A 25,236-nucleotide genomic window follows, 5' to 3' on the forward strand; every position below is an offset into this window, starting at 1 on the left:
CGGCCGACCTGCCCGGCGTCGAGCGCATGGTCGGCCTGTTCGTCAACACGCTCCCCGTCCGGGTACGGCTCCGCCCCGGCGAGACCCTGTCCGGCCTGCTGACGCGAATCCAGGCGGAGCAGGCCGAGCTGCTGCCCCACCACCACCTCGGCCTGGCCGAGATCCAGGGACTGCACGGCGCGGGCCGGCTCTTCGACACCATGACGGTCCTGGAGAACTACCCCGAGGGCGCCGCGGCGACGGAACTCGCCGACGGGCTGCGGCTCACCGGGACCGGCGGGACCGACGCCACGCACTACCCGCTCGCGCTGGCCGTCACCGGCGGGCGGACCGTCTCCCTGCGCCTGGACCACCGGTCCGACGCCTTCTCCTCCACCGAGGCCCGGCGGCTCCTGGACCGGCTCGTCCGCGTGCTCGGGGCCGTGGCCGCCGACCCGGACCTGCCGCTGGCCCGCCTCGACCTGCTGACCGGCGACGAGCGCGCCCTCGTCCTGGCGGGACCGGAGCGCCCGGTGCCCGCACCGGACGGGGGTGTGGCGGACGCCTTCGCCGCGCAGGCCGCGCGGACCCCGGACGCCGAGGCGGTCGTGGCGGACGGGACGAGCCTGACCTACGCCGAGCTCGACCGGCGCTCCGACCGGCTCGCCCGCCGGCTGGCCGCGCTGGGCGTGCGGGCGGAGACGCCGGTGGCGGTCCTGCTGGAGCGGTCGGTGGAGGCGGTCGTGACGACCCTGGCGATCACCAAGGCCGGCGGGGCGTACGTGCCGCTCCACCACGGCCACCCGCCCGGCCGGATGCGCTGGGTCGTGGCCGACACCGGCGCGCCCGTCCTGGTCGCCGACCGCGACCCGGGCTTCGACTGCGACGCCGCGGTGCTCCGTCTCGGCGTCCCGGAGGACGGACCCCCCGAGACCGCGGCCGCTCCGACCGCGGCCGGGGAGCCGGAGGCCGGGCCGGACCACGCTCTCCGGCGGCCCCGGATCCACCCCGACCGGCTCGCCTACGTGATGTACACCTCGGGTTCGACCGGCACCCCCAAGGGCGTGGCCGTACGGCACCGCGACGTCCTCGCCCTCGCCGCCGACCACCGGTGGGCCGGGCGGCACCGGCGGCTGCTGCTGCACTCCCCGCACGCCTTCGACGCCTCCACCTACGAGCTGTGGGTGCCGCTGCTGACCGGCGGGACGGTCGTCGTCGCGCCGCCCGGCGAGCTGGACCCCGCCCGCCTGCGCGACCTGGTGGCGCGGCACCGGCCGACCGCCCTGTTCATCACGACGGCGCTGTTCAACGTGGTCGCCGAGGAGGACCCGGGCGCGTTCGGCGCCCTGGAGGAGGTGCTGACCGGCGGTGAGGCCGCCTCGCCCGAGGCGATGCGCCGCGTGCTGCGGGCCTGCCCGGGCACCGTGCTCGGGCACGTCTACGGCCCGACCGAGACCACCACCTACGCCACCTACCACGCCGTCGGGGCCGTCCCCGAGGGCGGTGCCGCGCCGCCCATCGGCCGGGCCCTGGACGGCACGCGCGCCCTCCTGCTCGACGGCATGCTCCGGCCGGTCCCGCCCGGCGCGGTCGGCGAGCTGTACCTGTCGGGCGCGGGACTGGCCCGCGGCTACCTGGGCCGCCCCGGGCTGACCGCCGAGCGGTTCGTCGCCTGCCCGTACGGCACGGGCGAGCGGATGTACCGGACCGGGGACCTGGCCAGGTGGACGGCCGGCGGCGAGCTGGAGTACGCCGGCCGGGCCGACGCGCAGGTGAAGATCCGGGGGTTCCGGATCGAGCCGGGGGAGGTCGAGGCGGCGCTGGCCCGGCACCCGGAGGTCGGGCAGGCGGTGGTGGTCGCACGGGACGGCCGGCTGGTCGCCTACGTCACCGGCCCCGCGGACCGCACCGGCGCCGGGCGAGCGCCGGAGGACACCCCCGGCGGCGTCGATCCCGGCGGGCTGCGGGCGCATCTGGCGCGGATCCTGCCGGAGTACATGGTCCCGCAGGCGGTCGTGGTCCTGGACGCCCTCCCGCTCACCCCGAACGGGAAGGTCGACCGGGCCGCCCTCCCCGGGCCGGAGGCGCCGGCGTCCGGACGGGACCCCCGCACACCCGCCGAGGAGCGGTTCTGCCGCCTGTTCGGCGAGGTCCTCGGTCTGGACCGGGTCGGCGCCGACGACGGTTTCTTCGACCTGGGCGGCGACAGCATCGCGGTCATCCGGCTCGTCTCCCGCGCCCGGAGCGAGGGACTGGAGATCAGCCCCCGCGAGGTGTTCGCCCGCCAGACGCCCGAGGCCCTGGCGGCGGGCGGCCACGCGGGCTCCACCGGCAGGGAGGTGCTGCTCCCGCTCCGCGCCGGGGGCGGGAAGCCCCCGCTGTTCTGCGTGCACCCCGGCGCCGGGCTCGGCTGGCCGTACTCCGGCCTGCTCCGCCACCTCGGCCCCGACCAGCCCGTCTACGCCCTCCAGGCGCGGGCGCTGACCGAGCCCGGCCACACCTGCCCGTCGATCGAGGCCGCGGCCCTGGACTACCTGGAGCGGGTCCGCCAGGTCCAGCCGCGCGGGCCGTACCGGCTGGCGGGCTGGTCGATGGGCGGCCTGATCGCCCACGCCATGGCCGTCGAGCTGCGCGGGCGCGGCGAGGAGGTCGCGCTGCTGGCGCTGCTCGACGCCTACCCCGGCGCCGGGGCGGGCGCTGCCGGGAACGGCACCGGGGCGGGCGCCCCCGGGACCGGGGGACCCGGCGCCGTCCCGGAGGACGCGGAACCCGGCGGGCGGGACGCCCCCGCCGGTCCGGAGCGGGACGAGGTCCTGTCCGGCCTGCTGGCCGCGATCGGCTACCGCGGGCCGGGGGAGGAGGACGACATCATGGCGTTCGTACGCGCCCGCGGCGGCCGGTACGCCACGCTCGACGAGCCGACCCTGCGCGCGGTCCACCACCACTACCGCGACGGCGTGCGGATCTCCCGCGAGCACACGCCGCGCGTCTTCGACGGGGACGTGCTCTTCTTCACCGCCGCCCGCGGCCGCGAGGCGCACGCCCCCACCGCCGCCGACTGGAAGCCGTACGTCACCGGGAGCATCACCGACCACGCCGTCGACTGCGACCACGAGAGCATGCTGAACCCCGGACCGGTCGCGCAGATCGCCGCACTGCTGAGAAAGGAGCTGCCATGACCGCCAACCCCTTCGAGGACCCCGACGGCACCTACCTCGCCCTGGTCAACGACGAGGGCCAGTACTCGCTCTGGCCCGCCTGGGCCGAGGTCCCGCCCGGCTGGACCGTCGCCTTCGGCGAGGACACCCGGCAGGCCTGCCTGGAGCACATCGAGGCCCGCTGGACCGACATGCGCCCGCGGAGCCTGATCGAGGCGATGGGAGAATGAGCGGTCCCCCCGCGCCGGGGGGAGACCGCGTCAGGGGCCCCGGCCCGAGGTCCGGGGTCACCGCACTGGAGGGAACGATGACCTGGCTGCGCTGCCCCGACCCCCGCCCGGCGGCGACCACCCGGCTGATCTGCTTCGCGCACGCGGGCGGCTCGGCCACCGCCTACCGCGACTGGCCCGCGCTGCTGCCGGAGACCGTCGAACTGTACGGCGTGCAGCTGCCCGGCCGGGCCGACCGGTACGGCGAGCCGCTCCCGGAGAGCCTGGACGCCCTGGCCGCCGCGGTCACCGAGGAGCTGGTCCCGCTGCTGGACCGGCGCTTCGCGCTGTTCGGCCACAGCATGGGCGCGCTGGTCGCCTACGAGGTGACCCGGCTGCTGGAGGAGCGCGGCCTCGGCCCGGCGCGGCTGTTCGCGTCGGGCTGCGCGGCGCCGCACGAGCGCCCCGAGTACGACTTCTCCGGCCACGACGACGACGCCCTGGTCGCCCAGCTCACGCGGCTCGGCGGCACCGAGTCGGAGATCCTGGCCCACGAGGAGCTGCGCGAGATCGTCCTGCCGTACGTCCGCGGCGACTTCCGGCTGGTCGACGCCCACCGCCACCGGCCCGGACCGCCGCTGCGCACCCCGGTCTCCGCGCTCGTCGGCGACGCCGACCCGGTCGTCACCCCCGCCCAGGCCGGGTCCTGGGAGACGCTCACGGCCGCGGACTTCTCACTGACCGTCTTCCCCGGCGGCCACTTCTACCTGCAGCCGCTCCGGGACCGGGTCGTCGCCGAGGTCGCCCGGCGGCTCCAGCCCGGGGAACGCGCCGGGCGCGGCCGAGTGGCCCCACCCGGCGTCTCCGGTGCGCCGGGTCGGTGATCCGCCGGCGGCACGAGGCGGGGGCGCCGGGGATCTCGCCGGGGATCTCCTTGTCCGAGGTCGTGAGTCCTCGGCCGAGGCCGGGTGCGGCGGGGCGGTCGCGGGCACCTAGCATCGGGCGTGTGGATCTCCTGGGGGCGGACGCGGAGGAGCGGCCGCCGACGCCGGTGAGCGTGTTCGAGAAGCAGCGGCCCCGGTTGTTCGGGCTGGCCTACCGGCTGCTCGGCTCGGCCACCGAGGCCGAGGACCTGGTGCAGGAGACGTTCCTGCGCTGGAGCCGGGCCGGCCCCGTCGACGTGCCGGCCGCCTGGCTGACCAAGGTGATCACCAATCTGTGCCTCAACCAGCTCGCTTCCGCGCGGCGGCAGCGGGAGAGCTACGTGGGGCCGTGGCTGCCCGAGCCCGTGCTCACCGGTGACGGCGTCCTCGGCCCGCTGGAGACCGTCGAGCAGCGCGAGTCGGTGTCGCTGGGCCTGCTGGTCCTGCTGGAGCGCCTGAGCCCGGCCGAGCGGGCCGTCTTCGTGCTGCGGGAGGCGTTCGGGCACAGCCACGCCGAGATCGGTGACGTCCTCGGCATCGGCGAGGCGTACTCCCGGCAGCTCCACCGCCGGGCCCGGGCGCACGTCGGAGAGGCCCGCAAGCGGTTCGACGCCGACCGGGAGCAGCATCGCCGCATCGTCGAGAGCTTCCTGGCCGCGACGGTGCACGGTGACGTGGCCGGGCTGGAACGGCTGCTCGCCACCGAGGTGGTCGCCTGGACGGACGGCGGCGGCTCGACCGCGGCGCGGCGGCCCGTGTCCGGACGCGAGCGGGTGCTGCGCTACCTGCGCGGTCTCAGTGCGCGGCCCGAGGCGCCGGCGGTGACGGCCGTGATCGCGGAGGTCAACGGCGCACCGGCCGTGCTCCTGCGGTACGGGGGCGACCTGCGCGCGGTCATGGCGGTGGAGGTCGGCGACGGCCGGATCAGCGCTGTGCGGACGCTGGTGAACCCGGCCAAGCTCGCGTTCGCCGCGGCTCAGCTCACGTGACGGTGCTCACACCCGCGCGGTGTCACGAATCGGCCGGTTCTCCGGTTCAAGTGGGGACTCGATCGGAGGAACCATGACGATGCACATCGTGGTGCTGGGCGCCGGCTACGCCGGGCTGGGCGCCGCCAAGCGGGCCGCCCGGCGGCTGCGCGGCACCGACGCCCGGGTGACGTTGGTGAACATGAGCGAGCGGTTCGTGGAGCGGGTACGGCTCCACCAGTTCGCGGCCGGGCAGGAGCTCGCCGACCTCCCCCTGCGCGGCCTGCTCGGCGGCACCGGCGTGGAGCTGGTGGTGGCCGGGGTGACGGGGATCGATCCCGGGGAGCGGGTGGTGCGGCTGGACGCGGCGCCGCACGAAGTGGGCTACGACGTGCTGGTCTACGCGCTCGGCAGCGGTGCCGACGTGGACGCGGTGCCGGGCGCGGCCGAGCACGCCTTCACCCTCGCCACCGCGGAGGGAGCGGCCCGGCTGCGATCCCGCCTGGCCGCCCTGCCCGCGGCACGTTCGGTCGCCGTGGTAGGCGGTGGGCTGACCGGGATCGAGGCCGCCGCCGAGTTCAAGGAGACGCAACCGCGGCTGGAGGTCCAGCTGGTCTGCGCCGGCCCTGTCGGGGACGGCCTGGTCGCGAGGGCCCGCCGCCACCTCCACCGCGCCTTCCACCGGCTGGACGTCACCGTGCGCGAACACACCCCGGTCGCCGAGGTCGGCCCCGACGGGCTGCTCCTGGAGGACGGCGGCGAGCTGCCCGCCGACGTCGTCGTGTGGGCCGCCGGCTTCCGCGTCGCCGGCCTGGCCGCGGCCGCGGGGCTGGCCACCGACGAGCAGGGCCGCATCCTGGTCGACGCGACCCTGCGTTCGCGCTCGCACCCCGAGGTGTTCGGCGCCGGGGATGCCGCGGCGGCGCACGTCGCGGGCGGGGTGGCGCGGATGTCCTGCCAGACCAGCCTGCCGATGGGGCTGCGAGCGGGCGACGCCGTGGCCCGCCTGGTGTCCGGGCGAGACCTGCGGCCCGCCGGAATCCGCCACCTCTGGCAGAACATCAGCCTGGGCCGCCGTGACGGCGTCACCCAGTTCTCCCGCGCCGATGACAGCCCGCTCGGGCCCGTCCTGACCGGCCGGGCCTCCGCCCGCTACAAGGAGGCCGTCACGCGCGGCACCGTCTGGCGGATGCGCCATCCCGGGCCTTGCCGGCCGGGCGCCTGACCCCGCCGCCCGCCCCCGCCCGCCCCCGCTCCCGGCCGGGGCGGGCAGGGCTGTCGTCGAGGCGGGCCTCCGGTGCGGCAAGTGCCTTCAGGCCGCCGGCGGCGGGCCTGCGGATGCTCGTGCGCATCGGTGGCCCTCCCGCCGGTGAGTGTCCGACGGCGCCGTCACCGCCCGGCGGCGAGGACGGCGGACGCGACGGCCAGGGCGAAGTAGGCTCCCGGTGCGGCGATGTTGTGGAAGACCCCGGCGCGGACGTGGGCGACGAGCGCGCCGAGGAAGAACAGGACGAGCCCGATGGCGGCGGCGAGACCGACGTACGGGATCCCCGCGATCCCGAGGAGCAGCCCGAGGGCTCCGGCCGCCTTCAGCACGCCCAGCAGCGGGACCCAGGACGGGTCGACGTTCACCGCGGCGGAGTTGCCCAGGACCCAGGGGACCCGCGCGAGGTCGAGGACGGCGATCACGGCGTTGGCCGCGATCGTGGTGACGGTGACGATGAGGTAGGCGGTGTACATGCTGCCCTTCGGGTCAATGCGCGGGGAACAGGGCGGCCGCGAGGTGCCGTCCGGGCTCGGCGGCCGGCGGGATGGCGAAGACGGCGCTGCCGGTGTGCTGGATGAAGGCGTTGAGCCGGTCGGCGGCGGCCATCTTCCGCTGGGCGCGGATGAAGTCGGCGGGGTCCCGGAGATAGGCGCAGAACAGCATGCCGGTGTCGTAGGTGTCGTGTCCGGTCCCCGCGTGGTCGTGCAGGGGGTCGTCATGGCTGTGGCCCGGCCGGTCGTCGCCGTCGTGGCGGTGCTCGGCGGACGGCGCCGCCTGGAAGGCGTAGTCGTAGTTGTAGGAGCGGCGCAGCATGGGGATGTCGCGTACCAGGGCCAGGTGGGAGTCGGCCGGGATCAGGGGCTCGCCGTCCGGTCCTGTCCTGGTGAGGTCCAGCGGGGTGAACTCGTGGCCGCCGCTGAGCGGGGCGCCGGTGTCACGGCGCCGGCCGATGGTCTGGTCCTGCTGCTGCGCGGTGGAGGTGTCCCACTTCGGCAGGTCCATGCGGATCTTACGGAAGACCAGGTAGGTGCCGCCGGTGAACCAGGACGGCTCGTCCGCGGCGGTGACCCGGACGGCGTCGTCGAAGGCGGCGGTTCCCGGCCGCGGGTTGGCGGTGCCGTCCTTGTGGCCGAACAGGTTGCGGGGGGTGGCGTCGCCGAACCGGCCGAGGAATCCCTGCTGGCTCCAGCGCAACCGGGCCAGGCCGGGGGCGCGGCCGCGCAGCGAGCGGAAGGCGTGGCTGACGATCTGTGGGTCGTCGCCGCAGATCTGCACGAAGAGCTGTCCGCCGCTCCAGGCGGGCTCGAGCCGGTCGGTGGAGAAGGCGGGCAGCTCGCGCAGGTGCCGCGGGCGCAGGTCCTTCCTGCCGATCCGGTCGAACAGCTCAGGTCCCAGCCCGAACGTCACGGTGAGCCCGGAGGCCTGCAGGCCGTCGGCGATGCCGCTGTCGGCGGGCGCGCCGGGACGGTTGACGGGCAGCGGGCCTGCGGGCCGGCCGCGCATGAGACGCTCGGCCGCCCCGCTCCAGCGCTCCATGAGCTCCTGGAAGCCGACGGCGGTCTGCGCCGTGGACGGCGCCTTTCCCGCGGGGGCGCCGACGTCCAGGTCGAAGGCCGCGAAGCAGGCGTAACGCTGCTGGGGGGTGGCGATGCCGGCCTGGTAGGTCCCGTGGGACGGTTCCGGGAGCGGGGGATCGGCCGACGTGGCGGGTGCCGGCGAGGCCGGGGCGTCGTCCCCGCGGAAGGCGAGCACGGCGCCCGCGCCCGCGCCCGCGGCCACCGCGAGCGAGGTGATCAGGGCTCGCCGGGAGACGGCGGAGCCGCCACCGCCCTTCGCCGCGGTGCTCCGTCGTTCTGTGGATGGGCTGGTCATGAGATGTCCTTCGCGGGTGAGGGGGAGATGCCGGGCCGGTGGCCGTCGTGGCCGCGCTGAGCTTCAGCCGCTCTGAAGCTTAAATGGAGTTTCAGGCGCCCTGAAAGCCGGGGGGCCCGAAGCCCGGCCGAGGCGGCTCGTGCGGGTCCGCCGAGGTCGGGCGGTGTGCGGGACCGCTCCAGCCGACCTCCGTCCGCCGGATGGGGAGACCGATGGCGCGATCTGTTGGATGTGCGTCGTTGACGCCATCGACCCCCAGGCCGGAATGTGGCGGCGTGCACTCACGCCGCATCGTCTTCGTGATCTTCGATGGCTTCCAGTCGCTCGACCTCGCCGGGCCGCACGAGGTGTTCCAGCGGGCCGGAGGCTACGACTGCACGGTCGTGGCCCCCGAGCCGGGGCCGGTGCCCGCCGAGAGCGGTCTGCCGGTGCACGCCGGGCACGGCGTGGCGGGGCTGCGGCCGACCGGCGTCGACACGCTGGTCGTCGCCGGAGGGACAGGCGTCTACGCGGCCAGGCGTGACCCGCGCCTGACCGGCTGGATCGCCGCCGCCGCCCGGGGAGCCCGGCGGGTCGCCTCGGTCTGCACCGGAGCCTTCCTGCTGGCCGAGGCCGGTCTGCTGGACGGCCGCCGCGTCACCACCCACTGGGCCAGGGCCGGACGGCTCGCGCGGGAGTATCCCGCCGTCACCGTCCAGCCGGACCCGATCTTCATCCGCGACGGTCACCTCTGGTCCTCCGCCGGGGTGACCGCGGGAATGGACCTCGCGCTGGCCCTCGTGGAGGAGGACCAGGGGCAGAAGGCGGCGCTGGAGGTCGCCCGCCACCTGGTGCTGTTCCTGCGCAGGCCCGGCAACCAGTCCCAGTTCAGCGTGGGCCTGTGGTCCATGCAGCCCTCCTCCGACCCCGTCCGCCGGGCCGTGGCGGCCGTCCACGCCGACCCCGGGGCCAGGCACGACATCGCCGGCCTCGCCGCGCACGCCGGGCTCAGCCCCCGCCACCTGCAACGCCGCTTCACCGCCGAACTCGGCATCCCGCCCGCCGCCTACGTCGAACGGGTCCGGGTGGAGGCGGCGCAGCGGGCCCTGGAGAACGGCGTCGATCCCGTCGACGTCATCGCCCGCCGCTACGGCTTCGGCACCGCCGAGACCCTGCGACGCAGTTTCCAGCGCCGCCTGGGCGTCACCCCCTCCGACTACCGCGACCGATTCCGATCCACCTCGGGAGAACACCTGTGACCACGTACGGACTGCTGCTCTTCGACGTCGCCGAGGAGCTCGACTTCGCCGGGCCCTGGGAGGTCTTCACCACCTCGTCCATCCTGCGCGGCGACGCCGACACCACGCTGCTCATCGCCGAACACCCCGACCCCGTCCGGTGCAGCAAGGGCATGCACGTGGTGCCCGATCGGACCCTGGGCGACCACCCGCCCCTGGACGTGCTGCTGGTTCCCGGCGGTCGCGGCGCCCGCGAGATCGAGCCGCGCAATCCTGCGATCACCGGCTGGATCGCCGAGACCGCGGCGCAGGCGTCCTGGGTCGTCGGCGTGTGCACCGGCGCCTTCCTGCTCCACGCCGCCGGGCCCGCCCGCGGGCGCCGCGTGGCCACGCACCGGGACTACGAGGACGCTCTCGAAGCACGCGGGGACGTCACCGTCGTCCGCGACGCCCGCTACGTCGTGGACGGCGACCTGCTCACCACCCAGGGGGTCTCCGCCGGCATCGACGGCGCGCTGTGGCTCGTCGGCCGCCTGCACGGCCGCGAGCACGCGCGTGCCGTGCGCCGGGAGATCCAGTACGACCCGGCCCCGCCGTACCTCGCCGACGAGCCCCTCTGATCGGGGCGCGTGGGACCGGGGCGCCCGCCCGGCGGGGGCGCGGTGACCGGTACCGCCGTCACCCCGCCGGCCGGCGGGGACGGGCCGTCGTCCGGACCGCGCCGCCCGGGTCCGGCCCTCACAGGACGAGCGCGAAGCAGTCCGGCCGGTAGTCCTCGGGCAGCGGGCCGGGGACCTCCAGCGCCTTGTTGACGTAGGAGAGCATCACCGGGTCCATCGTCTCCAGGTTGTGCCCGGCCGCCCCCTCGACGAGGCCCTTGAGCGGGCAGTCGTCCTGGAGCATGCGGTTGCCCACCTGGCCGGCCGGGCCCTCCAGGAACGTCGAGGCGGCCTTCTGCTCCGCCCTCAGGCCGAGGGCGGTGTAGTCGACGCCCGGCTCGACCATGGCCGGGGAGTTCAGCTCCTCGAACAGCGCCGATCCCGGCGCAAGCTCCGCGCAGACGGTCTCCCGCCCGCAGCCCGCGCTCAGCCCCTCCGCCGGGCTGTGGTGCGGCGCGCCCAGCGTGACCAGCTCGGACACCTTCGCCGCCCCGCCCTCGAAGCGCATGTACGCCCGGGGGACCAGCCCGCCGAGGCTGTGCCCGACGATCGCCGCCCTGCCGGCCCCGGTGGCCTGCAGCACCCCCTCGACGAAGACCTCCAATGTCCGCGCCGACTCCCGGACCGACCGGCTCCACCCGTAGTCGAGCGCGAAGACGCAGTAGCCCTGCTTGTCCAGGTAGGCCGCCGCCACCGGCCAGGTCACCGCCCCGGTGCTCCGCGCCCCGTGCACCAGGACCACCGGGTACGGCGCCGCCTCGCGGGGGCGGCAGCCGAAGTCGTTGGCGTCCGCCAGCCCCTCGGAGGCCAGTCGCCGGGCCTCGGCGATGTAGTCGATCTCCGGGGAGGGGGGCGCGCCGGACGGCCCCGCCGCCTGGCGGACCAGCGTGTCGGCCAGCAGGACGAGGGCCGCGAGCCCCGCCGCGGCGCACACGGCGACCACGGCGACCACGGCGACGCGGCCGAGCCGGAACCGGCCCACGCGATCCCTCCTCCGGACGGGCGGTCGGACCGACCCTCCCCCGCGCACCCGCCCGGCCGCTAGGTCCGCCCCGCGCCGGTTCCCCGCGGGTTTTGGCACCGCCGGACAACCGCACCCCCCGCGCCGCCGGACAACCGCACCCCCGCGCCGCCGTCCCGCCGTCCCGCTCCCGCGCCGCCGTCCCGCCGTCCCGCTCCCGCGCCGCCGTCCCGCGGGCACCGCCGTACGGCCCCGCCCCGGACCCGCCCCGGCATCCCGCCCGGGGCCGCGCGGACCGGGCCGCCCGCCGTACGGCCGGGTGAGTTCTGTCGAAGAACAGCCGCTCCTTGGGCAATGAGTGCCCATGAGCCGGGACCGACCGGACGGTTACCGTCGCCCCTGTGGGAGAACGCGTGCTGATCGCGCTCGGCGGCAACGCCATGACCGCCTCCGACGGGAGCGCCTCCCCCGGCGACCAGCGCCGCGCGGTCGAGGGGGCGATGGGCCACGTCGCCGCGCTGCTCGCGGCCGGCCACCAGGTGGTCCTCACGCACGGCAACGGCCCCCAGGTGGGCAACCTCGTGCTGAAGAACCAGCTCGCCGCGGACGTGGTCCCCCCGGTGCCGCTCGACTGGTGCGGCGCGCAGACCCAGGCCACGATCGGCACGCTCGTCCTCAACGCGCTGGAGGGCCGCGCCGCGGTCGTGGTGACCCGCACGCTCGTCGACCCCGCCGACCCGGCCTTCGCCGACCCGGTCAAGCCGATCGGCCGCTACTTCACCGAGGGGGAGGCCCGCCGGTTCGAGCGGCTCGGCCAGACCTGGCGCCGCTTCGAGCGCGGCTGGCGCCGGGTGGTCCCCTCCCCGGAGCCGCTGCAGATCCTCGACGCGCCCGCCGTGGCCGCGCTGATGACCGCCGGGTTCGTCGTCGTGGCGGCCGGCGGCGGGGGAGTGCCCGTGGTCCGCACCGCCGAGGGGAGGCTCGCCGGGGTCGAGGCCGTCATCGACAAGGACCTCGCCGCGGCCCTGCTGGCCCGGACCGTCCGCGCTGGGACCCTGGTCATCGCCACCGACGTGCCCTGCGCCTGGACCGGCTTCGGCACGCCCGCCGCCCGCCCGATCGGCGCGATCACCGCCGGCGGGCTCCGCGACCTCCAGGCGGCGGGGCACTTCGCCGGCGGCAGCATGGGGCCGAAGGTCGAGGCCGCCCTGCGCTTCGTCGAGCACGGCGGCGACCGGGCGGTGATCACCTCTCTGGAGGGCATCGGAGCGGCGCTCGCCGGGGAGACCGGGACCGTGGTGCGCAGGTGAGCGTGGCGCGGCGGGTGAGTCTGGCGCGGCGAGCGAGCGCGGGCCTCCGCGGAGCCCGGCGCGTAAGGGAAACCGAACGGAAAGGCGGCCGGAATGCCGGAACCGATTGAAGTGCGCAAGGTGCCCATCGAGAGCGTGACCGACGCCTCCGGGCTGGAGAGGCTGATCGACGACGGGGTGATCGAGGCGCACCGGGTGCTCGCGGTGATCGGCAAGACCGAGGGGAACGGCGGCGTCAACGACTACACCCGCATCCTCGCCGACCGGGCCTTCCGCGAGGTGCTCGCCGCCAAGGGCCACCCGGACCCGCAGAGCGTCCCGCTGGTGTGGTCCGGCGGCACCGACGGCGTGCTCAGCCCGCACGCCACGATCTTCGCGACGACGTCCCTCCCGCCGGGCGCCGAGCCGGGCGACGAGCCGCGGCTCAGCGTCGGCATCGCGATGAGCGACGTCATCCTGCCCGAGGACATCGGCCGGCCCGCCATGGTGGAGAAGGTCGCCGCCGGGGTGCGCGAGGCCATGAAGGCCGCCGGGATCGACGACCCCGCCGACGTGCACTACGTGCAGACCAAGACGCCGCTGCTGACCCTGGCCACCATCAACGACGCCAAGTCCCGCGGCAAGGACGTGGTGACCGAGGACACCGGCCCGTCGATGGACATCTCCAACTCCACCACCGCGCTCGGCATCGCCGTCGCGCTCGGCGAGATCGAGACGCCCCGGGCCGACCAGATCCACCGCGACCTGTCGCTGTACTCGTCGGTGGCCTCCTGCTCCAGCGGCGTCGAGCTCGACCGGGCGCAGATCGTGGTCGTCGGCAACGTCCGCGGCATCGGCGGCCGCTACCGCATCGGCCACTCGGTCATGAAGGACGCGCTGGACGCCGACGGCATCTGGGAGGCGATCCGCTCCAGCGGCATCGACCTGCCCGAGCGCCCGCACCCGTCCGACCTGAGGGGCCGGCTGGTCAACGTCTTCATGAAGTGCGAGGCCGATCCGTCGGGCCGCGTCCGGGGCCGGCGCAACATCATGCTCGACGACTCCGACGTGCACTGGCACCGCCAGATCAAGGCCACCGTCGGCGGTGTCGCGGCCGCCGTCACCGGCGACCCGGCCGTCTTCGTCAGCGTCGCCGCGGTCCACCAGGGCCCCAGCGGCGGCGGACCGGTGGCCGCCATCGCCGACCTCGGCTGATCCGCGGACCCGGCCGGTCCCCGCCTCCCCGCCCGGTACGGCCCGCCCCCCCCGGGGCCGTACCGGGCGGGGAGGCGCCCTCAACCCCAGATCGCGTAGGCGACGGCGAGGGTCGCGGCGAAGGACAGGACCTCGACCGTGTAGCGCACCGCCCGGGTGATCCACGGCTCGCCGATCCGGGTCCCGTCTCCGACCGTGTCCAGCATCGCCCTTCCTCTCTCCTCCTCCGGTACGGGGATCGCCGCCGTCTCCGGTCCCGGGCGCACGGGCCGGCGTTCCCGGCCCGCCCGGGACGCCCCGACCGCGGCTCCCGGCCCTTATGACGCCGCGGGTAGGGTGAATGTTCGTGCTGACCATCCCGCAACCTCTGGTCCCCGACGACGACGGCACCTGCGACGCCGCCCTCGCGTCCGCCCTCGCCGCCTTCTCCGCCGGCACGGCGGACGCGACCGAGGTGGTCGCCGCGCTGAGCGGGGCCCGGCTCCTGGTCCCGGTCGTGGCGCTGCTGACCTCCTCCGAGGTCGGCGAGCACGGCCTCAGGCAGGAGAAGGAGAGCGAGATGGCCCTGCCGAAGCTCGTCGGCAAGGACGGCCGCGAGGCGGTGCTCGCCTTCACCGGGACCGAGTCGCTGAGGCTCTGGCGCCCGGACGCCCGGCCCATCCAGGCGGGCACCCCGCAGGTCTGCCAGGCCGCCGCGGCCGAGGGCGCCGCGGCCGTGGTGGTCGACGTCGCCGGGCCGGTGCCGTTCGTGATCGAGGGCGGGGTGCTGGCGGCGTTCGCCGCCGTGCACTCGGGGACGCTGGACCGGCTCGGCCCGGACAGCGGCGTCACCGTGGCGCGGATGGCACAGGCCTCCGAACCCGCCCCGGCCCCCAGGCGCCGGAGGTTCGGCTGGCCGCTACGCGGCCGGGACTGACCCCCGGAACCGCGCGCGGTCCGGTCCGCGCGGGCTGAGCCGGTCCGCGCCCGCCGGTCCGGCCCGCGCCGCCGGGCCTCCGGCGGCGGCGCTCAGGAGCCCGACGCGGACCGGTGCTCGCTCTCCGCCACGGGCCGCAGCCGCCCTCCGCCCGGTGGCGGGCGGTGCGCCCGCCGGTTGAGGGGAGGCAGGGTGAAGTGGCCGCGGATCATGTCCACGAGCGCGGCCATCTTGTCGTCGGCGACGTCCGTCTTGCGCTCGTCGAGCGTCACCCCGACCAGATAGCGGGACCTGTCGACCCGGTACAGGTACATGCCGCCGCGCTCGACGTCGAGCACGGTGCGGATGAGGGCGCCGCCCTCGAGCCGCCGGAACTGCCGGTCGAGCCGCCCGGTGAGCCAGTTCAGCTGGTTGCCGGCCTTCAGATAGAGCGCCCGGCGCTCCTCCTGGGTGGTGTCGTGGAAGAAGTGCGCCAGATCGACGTCGTCGAGCACGTCGGCGTAGAAGCAGCAGCGCTCGCCCGCGTAGTAGGCGACGAAGTGCAGGTCGTCCTGGTCGAGCATGGCGACGCAGCTGTCGAGCGCCTTCTCCACCGCCGGGCCGGCGTCCGGCACGGTCCGGATCAGGATCTCCGACTCGCCGAGCACCTTCCGCTTGGTGGCGGTGGGCGGCGGGCCCGTCCCGGCCTCCAGGTACGGCAGGTACAGGCCCCTGCCGTAGAGGACGAGCAGGTAGACGCCGGTGACGACGGCGAAGAGGCTGACGCCCGTGGTGACCAGGCCGTGCAGCTCCCCGGGGACCCCGCCGCGCCAGAGCACCGGGCCGAAGGCGGCGGCGAAGCCGAGCACCGCCTCGCCCGCCGCGAGAACCGTCAGCGCGGTCACCATCAGCGCCGGAAGCCGGGCCCGCAGCCTGCCGATCACCGTGGCGATGCCGGCGAGGGAGACGATCACCCCGACGACCGTGGCGGCGCGGGCGCCGTCGTAGTCCTCACCCTGGATGTACCAGGCGAGGAACTCCAGCAGGACCGGGAGCAGGACCAGCGTCGCGATGACGGCCGGCAGCCGTGCGAAGCGGTCCGTGTCCACGCGATCCATTCCTCCAGGGGGTATGAGGGGGCCTCCAGCTTCCATGATCGGTGGTAGCGCCGTCAATGACCTCGGAGGTCATGGCCGCCGATGTCCGGACACGGCGGGACCGGTCAGGCTATGGTCGGCCGGTGGTCTCCCCCTGGTGGATCCTCGTCCTGGCGGTGCTCGGCGCGCTCGCCGGCGGGCCGCAGCGCGCCGCCGTCCTCCGCCACTCGGTCGACCACGGCCGGCCGCCGCGCACGCACTGCCCGTCCTGCGCCGCCCGCCTCGCCGCGGGGCGACTCGCCGTCCTGCCGCCTTCGGGGAACTGCCCGTCCTGCGCCGCAGCCCTCGGCCCTCCGCCGTTCTCCGCGGAACTGATCACCGCGCTGCTGCTGGCCGCCCTGGCGGCGCGGGCCGGTACGGCCGGCGGCCCCGGCGACCCGGCCGGGGCGTCCACGGGGATCGGCGGCCCTGCCGGCTGGTCCCCCGGGGAGCTGGCCGCCTTCTCCTGGCTGGCCGTCCTGGCCGTCCCGCTCGCCTTCGTCGACCTCGCCGTGCACCGGCTCCCCGACCGGTTGACCCTGCCCGCCTGGGCGGGCACCCTGGCGATCCTGGCGGTCACCGCCGCGGTCCTGCACCGCCCCGGCGACCTGCTGCGGGCGCTGCTCGGCGGGTGCGCGGTGGCCGCGTTCTACCTGGCGCTGTTCCTCGTGCACCCGGCCGGGATCGGTCTGGGCGACGCCAAGCTCGGCCTGGCCCTGGGCGGCGCCCTGGGCTGGCTCGGCTGGGGGCAGGTGCTGGCCGGACTGGTCCTGACCCACCTGCTGGCGGGCCTGTACGCCGCGGTGCTGGTCGCCGCGCGCCGCGCCCGCCGCGACAGCGAGATCCCCTTCGGCCCCTTCATGATCATTTCTGCCTTCGCCGTCCTCCTCGCCGGTCCGGGTGGCTGACGGTGCTCCCGCGCGCTCCGGTGCGACCCCGTGCGGGCCGGCGAGCACGGTCCCGTACGGCGCTACCGGATCGAGGTCCAGGCCCGCGGCCTCACAGGCGGCCGGTGGGGCCGGCTCCGGCGGGGGTAGGACCCGGAGGGCGCCGCGACCGCGCGAGGACGAGGAGAGAGGATCCCCATGGCGGAGGAACTGGCGGGGGTGACCGGCCTGCTGTACGAGATCGGCCTGCTCAAGCGCTACCGGCGCACGGGCTGGCTGGTCGCGGGGGTGCGCGACCCGGAGAGCATCGCCGACCACTCCTTCCGTACGGCGGTCATCGCCGCGGTGATCACCGCGATGGAGGGCGGGAATCCCGAGCGGGCGGCGTTCATGAGCCTGTTCCACGACACCCAGGAGACGCGCACCACCGACATCCACCACCTCGGCAAGCGCTACCTGAGGGCCACCCCGAACGAGGAGGTCACCGCCGACCAGGTGCGCGGCGTGCCCGGGCCCGTGGCCGAGATGATCACCGGTGCGGTCGGCGAGTACGAGGAGCGGGCCAGCCTGGAGGCGGTCTGCGCACGCGACGCCGACAAGCTGGAGTGCCTGGTGCAGGCGGTGGAGTACCGCGAGCAGGGCAACGGGAACGTCCGGCCGTGGATCGACAGCTCCCTGGCCGCGCTCACCACCTCCTCGGCCAAGCGCCTGGCCGAGGAGGTGCTGCGCACCGGCTCCCTGGAGTGGGTCCAGCGGCTCCTCGGCGGTGAGCAGGCCACCTGAGGCGTCTCCGGGGCCACCGGGCTTTCCGCCCGCTGCGCTCCGGGCGCCCGCGCCGGCCTCCCACCCGCCGGGCCCCGGCCGAAGGTGCGCCTGTCGAGGTCGAGGACTGCGTGGAGAAGCCCCGGCAGCAGTGCCCGGAGGGCCGGGCACGCCTCGAAGGCGGCGGCGAGCGACCACCAGGAGACCGCGTACGAGCGGTGCCGGGCCGGCGGGTCCGAATCCGCCGATCGACCGCGGGACCGTCGGCAGGCACGGCGGGCATGGGGCCCGTCAAGGGCGGAGCGCCGCTGAGCCGGTGGATCGTGACGTGGGTCAACAGCGCCTCGGCGGCCGGCCCCTCCATCGCCTGGGCGTTCCGGCCGAGCAGACCGGCCGGGGGATCCGTCAGGGCGGGGGCGAGGGTCTGGGGCTGCTGAGCCTGCACGGCGCCGTAGGAGGCCTCCTTGTCGAGGCAGTGGCGGAAGGCCTCCAGCGCGGCCCGTTCGCGCAGTGACAGCCGGTCCGGCCGGTCCGGATCGTCGTCCGGGGGCGGGCGCCACAGCCGGGTCACGTGCACGCCCGTCACCGCCTCCGGGGCGGTGCGGCCGAGTTCGGGGGAGATGAACGACCCCCAGCCGCTGCCCGCTCGTTGCCCGCCGCGCCGTACCGGTGGTAGCCGAGTCGCCGCATCAGGACGGCCCAGGCCCGGGCGATCCTCCCGGGGCCCCAGCCGGTGTCGGGAGCCGGGCCGGAGAAACCGGAACCGGGGTGGGGGCACCACGAGGTCGAAGGCGATCGCCGGATCGAGGCCGTGCCGGCGCGGATCGCTGAGCGGGCCGAGGACGTCCAGGTACTCGGCGACCGAACCGGGCCAGCCGTGGCTGGGCACGAGCGGCAGGGCGCCCGGTTCGGTGGAGCGGACGTGCAGGAAGTGCACGTTGGCGCCGTCGATGGTGGTGTATTGGGGGTGGGCGTTGAGCCGGGCCTCCCAGGCGCGCCAGTCGTAGCGGTCGCGCCAGTGCTCGGCCAGTTTCCGCACCCGGACGAGCGGGACGCCGTAGCCCTGGTCGCCGCCGGCCGGCTCCGGGCCCAGCGGGTCCTGGTGAGCCGGTCGCGCAGGCCGGTCAGCGGAGCGCCCGTGCACGAGATCGCCCACCGGTGGATCAGCCGCTACGACCGGGCCGGGGTCCAAGCCCTGGCGGACCTGGGACTCGCCCTGGAGGAGACCCCGATGGGCGCGCCGGCCTTCGTCTACACCACCTACATCCGCACCACCCCGCAGAAGCTCTGGCAGGCGCTGACCGAGCCCGCCTTCACCCGCCGCTACTGGGCCACGGAGTTCACCGCGGACTGGTCCGCGATCGGGCCTGGCCGAGATGGTCGGGCCACGGCTGGCCGAACGTGGTGGCCAGCCTGAAGACGCTGCTGGAGACCGGCGAACCGCTGCCGGCCGATGCGTGACCCATCCCGACCGGGCCTCCGCCGGCGCGCCCGGGCGCGGGGACGGGGTGCGCGCCGCCTGGGTGACGGCACCGCACCGCCCGGGTTCCTCGCGCCGCCGCTGTGAGCCGCCCGGATACCCGGGTAGAACGACAGGCGGTATCCCGCTCCGCCGACACCGCGACGGGACCGTCCACCACACCGGCCGGGTGCTCCCGGGAAAGTGAGGCGAGGGGTGATGGCCTCTCCACCGTGGCCGAGCGACGAGGCCGAGCGCCTTCAGGAGCTGCACGAGCTGCAGGCCCTGGACGTCGTGCTCGAGGCGGACTACTGCGCCATCGCCGACGTGGCCGCCCACGTCTGCCGCACCCCGATCGGCGTGGTCAACCTCCTGGACGCCGACCATCAGCACTTCAAGGGGCGACACGGCATCGACCTGGCCGGTATCGGCCGGCGGCAGATGTCGTTCTGCTCCCACGCCATCCGCGGACGCGACGTGCTGGAAGTCCACGACGCGCTGGCCGACGAACGCTTCCGCCGCGACCCGGCCGTCCGGGGCGAGCCGTACGTGCGCTTCTACGCCGGCGCCCCCGTCGTCACCAGCCGCGGCCACGCCCTGGGCGCCGTGTTCGTGGCCGACCACCGCCCCCGCCGCCTGACGCCCGACCAGCGTGCGATCCTGCCCACGCTCGCGGCCGGCGTCGCGCACCTGGCCGAGCTGCACCACCACGTCCGCCGCGCCCGGCTGGTCGAGCACCGGTTGAGGGAACTGGAGGAGCTGAAGAACCAGTTCCTGCGCACCGTCAACCACGAGCTGCGCACCCCGCTGACCTCCATCCGCTCCTACCTGCAGCTTCTGCAGGACGGCGACCTGGACGAGGTCACCGAGCGGCGGTTCCTGAGCGTCATCGACCGCAACAGCGCCCGCCTCGGCGAGCTGCTGGACCGGCTGCTGCTGGTCGCCGCCCTCAACGCCCGCACCGTGCCCTTCGCCCTGGTCTCCACCGATCTGGCCGACCTGGTCCGCCGAGCGGCCGAGGCCCTGGCCGAGCGGGCCCGCGCCGGGGATCTGACCGTGACCGTGCACGCTTCCGCCCCGGTGCCGGTGTGCGCCGATGCCACCCGCATGCGGCACGCGATCGAGCAGCTGCTGGACAACGCCGTGAAGTTCACCCCGCCGGGCGGCCGCATCGACGTCGTCGCGCACGCCGGCCCGGTCCCGGCGGTGGAGGTGCGCGACACCGGCATCGGCATCGACCCGGGCGAGCTCGACCGCGTCCGCGACGACTTCTACCGCGGCAGCGGCGCGGAGGACCGCGCGATCGGCGGCGCCGGGATCGGCCTGTCCATCGCGGAGAAGATCGCCCGCATGCACGGCGGCGACGTGCGGATCGACAGCCGGCCCGGGCACGGCACCCGGGTCCGGCTGACCCTGCCCGCTACGGCCTCCTGCCCGTAGCCTCGTCCCGGCGCGCGCCGTAGGCGGCGTGCCGCATCCGCGTGCCGCATCCGCGTGCCGCATCCGCGTGCCGCGTCGCGGGGCGCGCCGGTGCGGCCCCGGTCAGAGGTCCATCTCGCCGACGACCTCGTCGTCGCTCATCTCGCCGGTCCGCCGGAAGCCGAGCTTCAGGTAGAACTCCTCGGGCCCGTCCTCGCCGGGCTTCCAGGTCACCGTGATCCGCTTCTTCCCGCGGTTGCGGAGCTCCTCGCAGACGGCCCCCACCGTGAAGCGGCCGTACCCCTTGCCCTGCTCGCCGGCGGCGACGGCCAGCCGCCAGAGCCCGGAGCGGAGGCGGTCCTCCGGATCGCCGGGCAGGAGGCGCACGTCCAGGAAGAGCATCACGAAGCCCACGATCCGGTCGCCGTCGACGACCAGCCGCGGCCAGGCGATCTCGGGGTGCACGTACGCCTCGGCCAGCGACTGCGCGACCGGGGCGACGAACCGCTCCTGGCCGGGGCGGAGCCTCATGTCGCAGGCGGCGCGGACGTTGTCGGGCGTGACCTTCTCCAGGCGGAGCGACGCTGTCATGCCGCGCACCCTACAGAGGCGTCACCGTCGCCGGGCAACCGGTTATCGCCCGGTGGAACCCGCCGCGGCGGGCGGCTGCGGCCCCGCCCGGAACGCCGGGAATCGGCGTACAAGGCCGTTCCCGCGCCCGTCTCACCTGGTGAGCTGCGGCCATTCCAGTGGGCGGCACGTGGAAGACTGGTCCCCATGTTGCGCTGGTTGACCGCCGGAGAGTCCCACGGCCCCGAACTCGTCGCGATCCTCGAAGGACTGCCCGCCGGGGTGGAGGTGACCACGGCAGACATCGACAGGGCCCTGGCCAGGCGCCGTCTGGGATACGGCCGCGGCGCCCGGATGAAGTTCGAGCAGGACGTGGTCACGATCGTCGGCGGCGTACGGCACGGCCGCACCCTCGGCAGCCCCGTCGCCATCCGCGTCGGCAACACCGAGTGGCCCAAGTGGGAGACCGTGATGGCGGCCGACCCGGTCGACCCGGCGGTGCTGGAGGGCCAGGCCCGCAACGCGCCGCGCTCGCGCCCCCGCCCCGGCCACGCCGACCTCGCCGGCATGCAGAAGTACGGCTTCGACGACGCCCGCCCGGTGCTCGACCGGGCCAGCGCCCGCGAGACCGCCGCCCGCGTCGCCCTCGGCCAGGTCGCCAAGAACTTCCTCAAGCAGGCGCTCGGCGTCGACATCGTCAGCCACGTGCTGTCCATCGGCTCGGCCCAGGCCGCGGCCGGCGTCGTCCCCGGCCCCGGCGACATGGACGCCGTCGACGCCGACCCGGTCCGCTGCGCCGACCCGGCCGGCAGCGCCGCGATGGTCGCCGAGATCGACAGGGCCCACAAGGACGGCGACACCCTCGGCGGCGTCGTCGAGGTCGTCGCCTACGGGCTCCCGCCGGGCCTGGGCAGCTACACCCACTGGGACCGCCGCCTCGACGCCCGCCTCGCCGCCGCGCTGATGGGCATCCAGGCGATCAAGGGCGTCGCCGTCGGCGACGGCTTCGAGACCGCGCGCCGCCCCGGCTCCCGCGCCCACGACGAGATCGAGAACACCCCCGACGGCGTGCGCCGGACCACCAACCGGGCCGGCGGCGTCGAGGGCGGCATGACCAACGGCGAGGCGCTGCGCGTCAGCGCCGCGATGAAGCCGATCTCCACCGTGCCCCGGGCGCTGGCCACCGTCGACGTGCTGACCGGCGAGCCCGCCAAGGCCCACCACGAGCGCTCCGACGTCTGCGCCGTCCCGGCCGCCGCGATCGTCGCCGAGGCGATGGTCGCGCTCGTCCTGGCCGACGCCGCGGTGGAGAAGTTCGGCGGAGACTCCGTGGAGGAGGTCGCCCGCAACCTGTCGGGATACCTCTCCTCCCTGGTGATCAAGTAGTTGACCGGATCGATCGAGCAATGAGCGGATCGGGGGTTGTGATGAGACCGCGCGCCGTACTGATCGGTGCTCCCGGGTCGGGCAAGTCGACCGTGGGCAGGCTGCTGGCCGAGCGGCTCGGCGTCGGGTTCCGCGACACCGACGACGACGTGGAGTCCGTGGCGGGCAAGGCCGTCAGCGACATCTTCATCGAGGACGGCGAGGAGCGCTTCCGCGAGCTGGAGGCCGGCGCCGTACGGCGGGCGCTGGACGAGCACGACGGCGTGCTCTCGCTCGGCGGCGGCGCGGTCCTCGACGAGGAGACGCGGCGGCTGCTGGACGGCCACACCGTCGTCTACCTGGAGGTCGGCCTCTCCCAGGCCGTCTCCCGGGTGGGCCTGGCCTCGGCCCGCCCGCTGCTGGTGCTCAACCCGCGCAGCCAGCTGAAGAAGCTCATGGACGCCCGCCGCCCGATCTACGAGGCGCTGGCCGTCCTGACGGTCAAGACCGACGAGCGCGACGCCGAGCAGGTCGCCGACGAGATCGTGAAGGGGCTGGGAGCGTGAGCCGGACCACGGGCACGGCGGAGCCGCCCACGCGCGAGACGGAGGAGGCCCCGTGAGCGTCACCAGGATCGACGTCGGCGGGGAGTCCCCCTACGAGGTCGTGGTCGGCACCGGCGTCCTCGGCGAGCTGCCCGGCCTGCTCGGGCCCCGGGTGCGGACCGTCGCGGTCGTGCACCCGGAGGGACTGCCGGAGATCGCGCGGCCGGTCTGCGGCGCGGTCGAGTCGGCCGGCTACGAGGTCGTCCGGCTCCCGGTGCCCGACGCCGAGCAGGCCAAGACGGCGGAGGTCGCCGCCGGGCTCTGGTCGGCCTTCGGCCGCCACGGCATGACCCGCTCCGACGCGGTGGTCGGCGTCGGCGGCGGCGCCACCACCGACCTGGCCGGGTTCGCCGCCGCGACCTGGCTGCGCGGCGTCAAGGTCGTGCAGGTCCCCACCACCCTGCTCGGCATGGTGGACGCCGCGGTCGGCGGCAAGACCGGCATCAACACCCCCGAGGGCAAGAACCTCGTCGGCGCCTTCCACCCGCCCGCCGGGGTCCTGTGCGACCTGGCCACGCTGATGTCGGTGCCCCGCGACGACTACGTCGGCGGGCTCGCGGAGATCGTCAAGGGCGGTTTCATCGCCGATCCGGAGATCCTGCGGCTCATCGAGGAGGACCCGGAGGGGGCCCGCCACCCGGAGGGGCGGCACACCCGCGAGCTGATCGAGCGGAAGATCCGGGTCAAGGCCCGGGTCGTCGGCGCCGACCTGCGGGAGAGCGGCCTGCGGGAGATCCTCAACTACGGGCACACGCTGGCGCACGCCATCGAGCGGGCCGAGGACTACCGCATGCGCCACGGCGAGGCCGTCGCCATCGGCATGGTCTACGCCGCCGAGCTGTCCCGCCTGGACGGCAGGATCGGCATCGACCTGGTGGACCGGACCCGCGCCATCCTGACCTCGGTCGGACTGCCCACGTCCTACCGCAGGGACGCCTGGCCGGCGCTCCGCGACCACATGCGGCTGGACAAGAAGAGCCGGGGCGCCACGCTGCGCTTCGTCGTCCTGGACGGCCTGGCGCAGGTGTCCGCGCTGGAGGACCCGCCGGAGGCGCTGCTGGAGGCCGCCTACGGCGAGATCGCCAGGTGAGCCGGACGGGATGGCACGGCCGGGCGCGGGCCCGGCGGCAGGGCCCGAGGACGGGCCCGGTACGGCGGGCGGCGCGCCCGCCGCTGCGGTGAGTGAGGAGTGACACGACGCGATGAGGACCGTCCACGTTCTCAACGGCCCCAACCTGTCCCGGCTCGGCACCAGGGAGCCGGACGTCTACGGTGCCGAGACCTTCGCCGACCTGGCCGCGCTGTGCCGGCAGACCGGCCGGGAGCTGGGCCAAGTCGGAGGCCAAGCGGTCTTAGGAAGACAAGGACGGAATCCAACTCCTTGGCTCACAGAACGACATGGCTACGATCCGACTTGGCCTTCACCCACTACTCCTACGCGCTGCGCGACGCCATCGCCCAGCGGACCGCGCCCCTGATCGAGGTGCACATCTCCAACCCGGCCGCGCGTGAGGAGTTCCGGCACACCTCGGTGGTCGCCGCCGTCGCCACCGGCACCATCGCCGGCTTCGGCCTCGGCTCCTACACGCTGGCGCTGCACGCCCTGGCCGGCATGCTCCGCAAGGAGGAGGCGCGGTGAGCCGCTACCGCTCGTTCGTCGCGCTCGGCGACAGCTTCACCGAAGGCCTGAACGACCCCGCCGTCGACGGCGGGCCGCCCGTCCCGGGCGGGCGCTTCCGCGGCTGGGCCGACCGGGTGGCCGAACGCCTGGCCGCGCTCGATGAGGACTTCCGCTACGCCAACCTGGCCGTGCGGGGCAAGCTCATCGACCAGATCGTCGCCGACCAGGTGCCGCTCGCCGTGCGGATGCGGCCCGACCTGGTCAGCCTCTGCGCGGGCGGCAACGACCTGCTGCGCCCCGGCAGCGACCCGGACCGCATGGCCAAGAAGCTCGCCGGAGCCGTACGGGAGCTGCGGGCCACCGGGGCGGAGGTGCTGCTGTTCACCGGCGTGGACCCGCGCGACACCCCGATCATGCGCCGCGCCCGCGGCACCTTCGCGATCTTCTACATGCACGTGCGCTCCATCGCCGACCTGTACGGCTGCCGCCTGGTCGACCAGTGGTCGATGCAGGGCCTGCGCGACTGGCGGGCGTGGAGCGACGACCGCCTGCACATGAACGAGGCCGGGCACCGGATGGTGGCCGCCAAGGTGTGCGAGGTGCTCGGCGTCCCGTGCGACGACGACTGGCGGGTGACCTGGCCGCCCCGGGAGCGGATCGACCCGCGGGCCAAGCGCCGCGAGGACCTCCAGTGGGCCCGCGCGCACCTCGGCCCGTGGGTGGTGCGCCGCCTGCGCGGCCGTTCCTCCGGGGACGACCTCGACCCCAAGCGCCCGGACCTCCAGCCCCTCGCCTGACCG

General features: G+C 75.3%; 25 protein-coding genes. 18 read left to right on the forward strand and 7 right to left on the reverse strand.

The features are described 5' to 3' along the window. From ABD823_RS26160 to ABD823_RS26180, 5 genes are all read left to right on the forward strand, one after another. A partial coding sequence (locus ABD823_RS26160; RefSeq protein ID WP_344864052.1) for a non-ribosomal peptide synthetase occupies positions 1 to 3,158 on the forward strand: 3,158 nt, incomplete at its 5' end. After that, a complete protein-coding gene (locus tag ABD823_RS26165; protein ID WP_344864054.1) occupies positions 3,155 to 3,367 on the forward strand; it encodes an MbtH family protein in 213 nt (70 codons plus the stop codon). The genes ABD823_RS26160 and ABD823_RS26165, both read left to right, overlap by 4 nt. 77 nt (positions 3,368 to 3,444) lie before the next feature. Further along, a complete protein-coding gene (locus ABD823_RS26170) occupies positions 3,445 to 4,230 on the forward strand; it encodes a thioesterase II family protein (RefSeq protein ID WP_344864056.1) in 786 nt (261 codons plus the stop codon). A 122-nt stretch (positions 4,231 to 4,352) separates the two neighbouring features. Then, positions 4,353 to 5,258 carry an RNA polymerase sigma factor SigJ gene (gene sigJ, locus ABD823_RS26175; RefSeq protein WP_344864058.1) on the forward strand — a complete coding sequence of 302 codons (906 nt, stop codon included), beginning with the start codon at positions 4,353 to 4,355 and terminating at the stop codon, positions 5,256 to 5,258. Positions 5,259 to 5,331: 73 nt separating this feature from the next. Then, positions 5,332 to 6,462 carry an NAD(P)/FAD-dependent oxidoreductase gene (locus tag ABD823_RS26180; protein ID WP_344864060.1) on the forward strand — a complete coding sequence of 377 codons (1,131 nt, stop codon included), beginning with the start codon at positions 5,332 to 5,334 and terminating at the stop codon, positions 6,460 to 6,462. 164 nt (positions 6,463 to 6,626) lie between these two features. On the opposite strand, the gene ABD823_RS26185 is transcribed toward ABD823_RS26180, so the two are convergent. Together ABD823_RS26185 and ABD823_RS26190 are read right to left on the reverse strand one after the other, a co-directional pair. Next, the gene (locus tag ABD823_RS26185; RefSeq protein WP_344864062.1) at positions 6,627 to 6,977 is read right to left on the reverse strand and encodes a DoxX family protein; all 351 of its coding nucleotides are present in this window, start codon (positions 6,975 to 6,977) and stop codon (positions 6,627 to 6,629) included. A 13-nt stretch (positions 6,978 to 6,990) separates the two neighbouring features. Continuing rightward, positions 6,991 to 8,376, reverse strand: a complete 1,386-nt coding sequence (locus ABD823_RS26190; RefSeq protein ID WP_344864064.1) for a Dyp-type peroxidase — start codon at positions 8,374 to 8,376, stop codon at positions 6,991 to 6,993. 275 nt (positions 8,377 to 8,651) lie between these two features. Between ABD823_RS26190 and ABD823_RS26195 the strand changes: the two genes are divergently transcribed. After that, a complete protein-coding gene (locus ABD823_RS26195; protein ID WP_344864066.1) occupies positions 8,652 to 9,614 on the forward strand; it encodes a GlxA family transcriptional regulator in 963 nt (320 codons plus the stop codon). After that, positions 9,611 to 10,213, forward strand: a complete 603-nt coding sequence (locus ABD823_RS26200; protein WP_344864068.1) for a DJ-1/PfpI family protein — start codon at positions 9,611 to 9,613, stop codon at positions 10,211 to 10,213. Before ABD823_RS26195 ends, ABD823_RS26200 begins: the two co-directional genes overlap by 4 nt. Positions 10,214 to 10,331: 118 nt before the next feature. Here the strand turns inward: ABD823_RS26200 and ABD823_RS26205 are convergent, their stop codons facing one another. After that, positions 10,332 to 11,234, reverse strand: a complete 903-nt coding sequence (locus ABD823_RS26205; RefSeq protein WP_344864071.1) for an esterase/lipase family protein — start codon at positions 11,232 to 11,234, stop codon at positions 10,332 to 10,334. Between the two features lie 380 nt (positions 11,235 to 11,614). On the opposite strand from ABD823_RS26205, the gene ABD823_RS26210 reads away from it, so the two are divergent. Continuing rightward, positions 11,615 to 12,523: a carbamate kinase gene (locus tag ABD823_RS26210; protein WP_344864073.1), complete on the forward strand. Its 909-nt coding sequence runs from the start codon at positions 11,615 to 11,617 to the stop codon at positions 12,521 to 12,523. Positions 12,524 to 12,616: 93 nt separating this feature from the next. Next, entirely contained in the window at positions 12,617 to 13,717 is a 1,101-nt protein-coding gene (gene bar, locus ABD823_RS26215; RefSeq protein WP_344864075.1) for a barbiturase, read from the forward strand. An 80-nt stretch (positions 13,718 to 13,797) separates the two neighbouring features. Here the strand turns inward: bar and ABD823_RS26220 are convergent, their stop codons facing one another. Beyond that, positions 13,798 to 13,923: a hypothetical protein gene (locus ABD823_RS26220; RefSeq protein WP_344864077.1), complete on the reverse strand. Its 126-nt coding sequence runs from the start codon at positions 13,921 to 13,923 to the stop codon at positions 13,798 to 13,800. A gap of 134 nt (positions 13,924 to 14,057) precedes the next feature. On the opposite strand from ABD823_RS26220, the gene ABD823_RS26225 reads away from it, so the two are divergent. Next, complete coding sequence (locus ABD823_RS26225) at positions 14,058 to 14,633, forward strand: SseB family protein (protein ID WP_344864079.1); 576 nt, start codon at positions 14,058 to 14,060, stop codon at positions 14,631 to 14,633. 92 nt (positions 14,634 to 14,725) lie between these two features. On the opposite strand, the gene ABD823_RS26230 is transcribed toward ABD823_RS26225, so the two are convergent. Further along, positions 14,726 to 15,721: a hypothetical protein gene (locus tag ABD823_RS26230; protein ID WP_344864081.1), complete on the reverse strand. Its 996-nt coding sequence runs from the start codon at positions 15,719 to 15,721 to the stop codon at positions 14,726 to 14,728. A 131-nt stretch (positions 15,722 to 15,852) separates the two neighbouring features. On the opposite strand from ABD823_RS26230, the gene ABD823_RS26235 reads away from it, so the two are divergent. Continuing rightward, positions 15,853 to 16,656, forward strand: coding sequence for a prepilin peptidase (locus ABD823_RS26235; RefSeq protein WP_344864083.1), 804 nt, complete (start codon positions 15,853 to 15,855; stop codon positions 16,654 to 16,656). A gap of 177 nt (positions 16,657 to 16,833) precedes the next feature. After that, complete coding sequence (locus ABD823_RS26240) at positions 16,834 to 17,418, forward strand: HD domain-containing protein (protein ID WP_344864085.1); 585 nt, start codon at positions 16,834 to 16,836, stop codon at positions 17,416 to 17,418. On the opposite strand, the gene ABD823_RS26245 is transcribed toward ABD823_RS26240, so the two are convergent. Then, the gene (locus ABD823_RS26245; RefSeq protein WP_344864145.1) at positions 17,321 to 18,436 is read right to left on the reverse strand and encodes an epoxide hydrolase N-terminal domain-containing protein; all 1,116 of its coding nucleotides are present in this window, start codon (positions 18,434 to 18,436) and stop codon (positions 17,321 to 17,323) included. The two genes, ABD823_RS26240 and ABD823_RS26245, sit on opposite strands and share 98 nt — an antisense overlap. Here ABD823_RS26245 and ABD823_RS26250 point away from each other — a divergent pair. Beyond that, complete coding sequence (locus ABD823_RS26250; RefSeq protein ID WP_344864155.1) at positions 18,416 to 18,814, forward strand: SRPBCC family protein; 399 nt, start codon at positions 18,416 to 18,418, stop codon at positions 18,812 to 18,814. The two genes, ABD823_RS26245 and ABD823_RS26250, sit on opposite strands and share 21 nt — an antisense overlap. A gap of 261 nt (positions 18,815 to 19,075) precedes the next feature. Next, on the forward strand, positions 19,076 to 20,296 hold the full coding sequence (locus ABD823_RS26255) for a GAF domain-containing sensor histidine kinase (protein ID WP_344864087.1): 1,221 nt from the start codon (positions 19,076 to 19,078) through the stop codon (positions 20,294 to 20,296). Positions 20,297 to 20,398: 102 nt separating this feature from the next. Here ABD823_RS26255 and ABD823_RS26260 read toward each other — a convergent pair whose 3' ends face one another. Next, positions 20,399 to 20,866 (reverse strand): GNAT family N-acetyltransferase, encoded by a 468-nt coding sequence (locus ABD823_RS26260; RefSeq protein WP_344864089.1) that lies wholly within the window; start codon positions 20,864 to 20,866, stop codon positions 20,399 to 20,401. 186 nt (positions 20,867 to 21,052) lie between these two features. Between ABD823_RS26260 and aroC the strand changes: the two genes are divergently transcribed. The 4 genes from aroC (at position 21,053) to ABD823_RS26290 (ending at position 25,233) form a co-directional block, all read left to right on the forward strand. Next, entirely contained in the window at positions 21,053 to 22,231 is a 1,179-nt protein-coding gene (gene aroC / locus ABD823_RS26265; protein WP_344864090.1) for a chorismate synthase, read from the forward strand. Positions 22,232 to 22,272: 41 nt separating this feature from the next. Beyond that, entirely contained in the window at positions 22,273 to 22,776 is a 504-nt protein-coding gene (locus ABD823_RS26270; protein ID WP_344864147.1) for a shikimate kinase, read from the forward strand. Between the two features lie 52 nt (positions 22,777 to 22,828). Further along, the gene (gene aroB, locus ABD823_RS26275; RefSeq protein ID WP_344864092.1) at positions 22,829 to 23,905 is read left to right on the forward strand and encodes a 3-dehydroquinate synthase; all 1,077 of its coding nucleotides are present in this window, start codon (positions 22,829 to 22,831) and stop codon (positions 23,903 to 23,905) included. Between the two features lie 545 nt (positions 23,906 to 24,450). Beyond that, positions 24,451 to 25,233 (forward strand): SGNH/GDSL hydrolase family protein, encoded by a 783-nt coding sequence (locus ABD823_RS26290; protein WP_344864098.1) that lies wholly within the window; start codon positions 24,451 to 24,453, stop codon positions 25,231 to 25,233. Positions 25,234 to 25,236: the final 3 nt, after the last annotated feature.

The sequence above is a fragment of the Planomonospora alba genome, assembly GCF_039534085.1.
Lineage (GTDB): Bacteria > Actinomycetota > Actinomycetes > Streptosporangiales > Streptosporangiaceae > Planomonospora_B > Planomonospora_B alba.